Annotated in this window: 3 protein-coding genes; all 3 read left to right on the top strand. The window is 71.1% G+C overall.

From position 1 onward, the window contains the following. Nucleotides 1-117: 117 nt before the first annotated feature. The 3 genes from ABZ749_RS30135 to ABZ749_RS30125 all read left to right on the top strand — a co-directional run bounded on the left by ABZ749_RS30135 (nt 118) and on the right by ABZ749_RS30125 (nt 4,364). Nucleotides 118-519 (top strand): hypothetical protein, encoded by a 402-nt coding sequence (locus tag ABZ749_RS30135; protein WP_357233720.1) that lies wholly within the window; start codon nt 118-120, stop codon nt 517-519. Nucleotides 520-606: 87 nt separating this feature from the next. Further along, nucleotides 607-2,703, top strand: coding sequence for an amino acid transporter (locus tag ABZ749_RS30130; protein ID WP_357233718.1), 2,097 nt, complete (start codon nt 607-609; stop codon nt 2,701-2,703). A 173-nt stretch (nt 2,704-2,876) separates the two neighbouring features. After that, nucleotides 2,877-4,364 (top strand): hypothetical protein, encoded by a 1,488-nt coding sequence (locus tag ABZ749_RS30125; RefSeq protein ID WP_357233716.1) that lies wholly within the window; start codon nt 2,877-2,879, stop codon nt 4,362-4,364. The last annotated feature ends 63 nt before the right edge of the window (nt 4,365-4,427 follow it).

Genomic DNA, 4,427 nt, shown 5'->3' with positions numbered 1-4,427 from the left:
ACCGCTTCTGGCGCGGGTACGACCGCACGGAAATCACCGCGCACAACTTCTCCACCCAGTCCGTGTGCAGCACCGACGCCCGCCGGGACGTGGTCCCACCGCTCGGCCCAGCGCCCGATGACCGGCGTCGTGGCCCGGTTTCCGTTCCGCTTCGATCCGGTGTTCCGCCCGATGCTGGCGCTGCTCGGGGTCCGCCCGGCGACGGCCTGGGTCGCCGTCACCGAACGGGACCTGATGATCCGGTACGGGCCGTGGCGGCTGCGGACCGACCGGGGCAACGTCACCGCGGTGGAGCTGAGCGGACCGTACCGCTGGTGGCGGGCGATCGGCCCGCACCTGTCGCTGGCTGACGGCGGCGCGACCTTCGGCAGCAGCGCGGCCGGCGGGATCTGCCTGCGCTTCGGCGTACCGGTGGCGGCGCTGGTGCCCGGGGGACGGCCCCGGCACCCGGCGGCCACCGTCACCGTCGCCGACCCACTCGCGCTGGCCCGGCTGCTCGCCGTCGCGGACCTGTCCTGAGCAGGCCGAACAGGTACCCGGTTCCGCCGATCGGACGCCGGGGCACCGCCTACCGTCAGATCAGGACCTGTGAGGGTGGGACTGGCGATGGGTGACGAGCACCGGGCAAAACCACGGCGCTGGAGCGGGCGCCGCCACGCGCCGAGCGGGCCGGACCCGGCGCTGCGGGCGGCCCGCGATCCGGCCCGCCCACATCGGGGTGGCCGGCAGGGCGTCGTGGTGCCCGAACGCGTGGCCACACCGGCCCGCTCGGCGCCGCCGGCCAGCCCGCTGCGCCGGTGGCTCTTCCAGCACCAGGTGCAGCCGCCCGGCCCCGAGGCGACCGAGGGGCAGAACCGTCGGCACGCCTGGTGGCAGGTGATGTGCCTGACCGGCGTGGACTACTTCTCCACGCTGTCGTACCTGCCGGGCATCGCGGCGGTGGCGGCCGGGGCGCTCTCCCCGCTGGCGACCTTGTTGATCGTCGTGCTCACCCTGTCCGGCATGCTGCCGATGTACCGGCGGGTGGCCCACGAGAGCCCGCACGGTCAGGGTTCGGTGGCGATGTTGGAGCGGTTGTTGCCGTTCTGGCGGGGCAAGATCTTCGTTCTCGTGCTGCTCGGCTTCGTGGCCACCTCCTGGATCATCACGATCACCCTCTCCTCGGCCGACGCCACCGTGCACCTGCTGGAGAACCCGTACCTGCCGGACGTCCTGCACGGGTCCGTGGTGCCGGTCGTGGTGACGGTGGCGCTGCTGCTCATCCTCGGCGGGGTGTTCCTGCTCGGGTTCCGCGAGGCGGTGGTGGTGGCCATCCCGCTGGTCGCGGTCTTCCTGGTGCTCAACGCGGTGATCGTCGTGGTCGCGGTGGGTCGGATCGTCGAGGACCCGGGCATCGTGTCGAACTGGACGGCCGCGGTGACCGCGACCGGTGGCGGACCGGGCCAGGTGCTGCTCACCGCCGTGTTGGCATTCCCGCTGCTGGTGCTGGGGTTGTCCGGTTTCGAGACCGGGGTCAGCATGATGCCCCTGGTGGCGGCCGACGGCCCGGACAAGCAGGCCCGGCTCGCCGCCCGGATCCGCAACACACGCCGGCTGCTCACCACCGCTGCGTTGATCATGTCGGTGTACCTGATCTCGACGACCTTCGTGACCACGGCGCTCATTCCGGAGGAGGAGTTCCGGCCGGGCGGCGGCGCGAACGGGCGGGCGCTGGCGTTCCTGGCGCACGCCTACCTGGGGGAGGTGTTCGGCACCGTCTACGACGTGAGCAGCGTGCTCATCCTCTGGTTCGCCGGCGCCTCGGCGATGGCCGGGCTGATCAACATCGTGCCCCGCTACCTGCCGTCCTATGGCATGGCCCCGGAGTGGGCGCGGGCGGTACGCCCCGTGGTGATCGTCTACACCGTCGTCAGCGTCGCCATCACGATCGCCTTCCGCGCCGACGTCAACGCCCAGGCCGGGGCGTACGCCACCGGGATCCTGGCGATGATGGTCTCCGGGGCGGTGGCGGTGACCATCTCCGCGGCCCGTCACCACCGGCGGGGTTCCGCGATCGGCTTCACGGTGCTGACCCTGGTGCTGCTGTACGCGCTGCTGGAGAACGTCATCGAACAGCCGGACGGCATCACGATCTCCGCGCTGTTCATCCTCGGCATCATCGTGGTCTCGTTGGTCTCCCGGGTCACCCGGACCACCGAGCTGCGCGCCGAGCGGATCGAGTTCGACGAGGCGGCCCGTCGGTTCATCAGCGAGTCGCTGGCGCACGACGGGCAGCTGCACCTGATCGCCAACAAGCGGCAGAAGGGGTCGGTGAAGGAGTACACGCTCAAGGAGCGGGCGCAGCGCGGGATGAATCCGGTGCCCGGGGCCGCGGACGTGCTGTTCCTGGAGATCGATGTGGTCGATCCGTCGGAGTTCAGTCAGGTGTTGTGCGTGCACGGCATCGAGGTGGGCGGCTTCCGGGTGCTGCGGGCCGACAGTCCGGCCGCGCCGAACGCGATCGCCGCGATCCTGCTGGCGTTGCGGGATGCCACCGGGGTACGGCCGCACGCGCACTTCGAGTGGTCGGAGGGCAGCCCGATCGCGCACCTGGCGCGCTACCTCATCCTGGGCCGGGGGGACACCCCGCCGGTGGTGCGGGAGATCATCCGCCGGACCGAACGGGACCCGCTGCGTCGACCCGGTATCCACGTCGGCGGGTGACGCTGATGCCGCTCTGGCGCTTTGAAGATGAAAGAGGGCACTATTCACGTTCACACCTTCCTGTCCGTATTGCGGACCTATCGTGACGTTTGGTAGCCGGCGAACTCGTCGAGCCCCCCGCGCCCGAATCGGCGCGCGGTCACGTCACGTACGCAGGAAGGTAGGCACCGTTGATGTCCACGTACCGAGAGGGAGACCGCGCGACTCAACCCAGACGGCGGTCCCGATGGCTCTTAGCCAGCGGCTTGCTGGCGGGGAGCCTGGTCGTGGGAGCGGCCGGAGCGGCCGCCGCCGCCGACCGCGCCCTCGCCCTCCCCGGTCTGGCCCGGCTGACCCCGGCAGCCGACGACGACCGCCGCACCGGCGACCGGCCCGACCCGGACGCCGAGCGGGCCCGTCCCACCACCCCTGGCACCGGCAAGCGAGGAGTGGTGTCGGTGCCGTGCGACGCCGCGAAGCTGGTGGCCGCGCTGGTCACGGCCAACGCCGAAGGCGGCGGCGAACTCCGCCTCGCGCCCAAGTGCCGCTACACCCTCACCGAGGCGTTCCACGAGACCGACCAGTACGACGGTGGGATCCGGGACGCCCGGGAGGCCGCCGACGCCGCGGAAACCCCCGGCGACGCCGACGCGCCGCCGCACAACCCGGCCGACGACACCGCCGGCCTGCCGGTGATCTACCAGGCGATCACGATCGACGGCGCGGGCGCGACCATCTCCCGGGCCGCCCAGGCCGCCGCGTTCCGCTTCTTCACCGTCCGTGATGGCGGCGAGCTGACCCTGCGCGACGTGGAACTGCACAACGGCCGATCGGCCATTGAGGGCGGCAGCGTGCACGTGGTGCACGGCGCCACCGCGGTGGTGGAACGGGTCACCGTCACGCAGAGCACCTCGCTGTCGCCCGAGGGGGGCGGCGGCGGCATCTTCAACGACGGCAACATGGTGGTCACCGACTCCACGTTCGTCGGCAACAGCGCCTCCGGCGCCGCGGGCAAGGGCGGGGGCCTGCTCAACGGCGGCGTACTGACGCTGAAGCGCTCGGAGTTCCACCGCAACAGCGCCAACGCCTACGGCGGCGGGCTGGGGAACTACCGTGGTGCCGCCGACGTGGAGAGCGTCTCCTTCACCCAGAACAGCGCCGTCCAGGGTGGCGGGCTGGCCAGCTTCTCGGCCCGGACGAAGGTCTCCGACACCGAGCTGCTGAACAACACCGCGCAGGTCGGCGGCGGTGCCGCCAACTCCGACGCGGTGCTGGTGATGCGCACGATGACCATCCGCGGCAACACGTCAACAGTCAACGGGGGCGGTGTCTCGACGGTGAAGGGTCTGACGCCGATCGACGACAGCGTGATCGACGGCAACACCACCCACGGCTTCGGAGCCGGCATCTACGCCGAGAAGGCGAACCTGCTGGTCCGCGCCAGTGACGTGAACCGTAACGAGGCTGTCGGCGCCGCATCCCAGGGCGGGGGCATCTACGCCAATGCGGGCTCGGTGGCGATCTACACCAGCAAGGTCACCCACAACGCGTCGACGGTGAAGCCCGGCGGCATCTTCGGCATGCACGCCCAGGTCAAGATCGACGATGAGAGCGTGGTGGTCGAGAACGAACCGACCAACTGCGAGGGCAGCCAGGTGCCGATCGCACACTGCTTCCGCTGAGCGTCGACCCGCGCACCATCCCGAGCGCGTTCATCCCGAGTGCACCGCCCGTCCGGACGATCG

It is taken from the genome of Micromonospora sp. NPDC047753, from assembly GCF_040642735.1.
Lineage (GTDB): Bacteria > Actinomycetota > Actinomycetes > Mycobacteriales > Micromonosporaceae > Micromonospora.
This window is presented reverse-complemented; position numbering and strand designations above follow the sequence as displayed.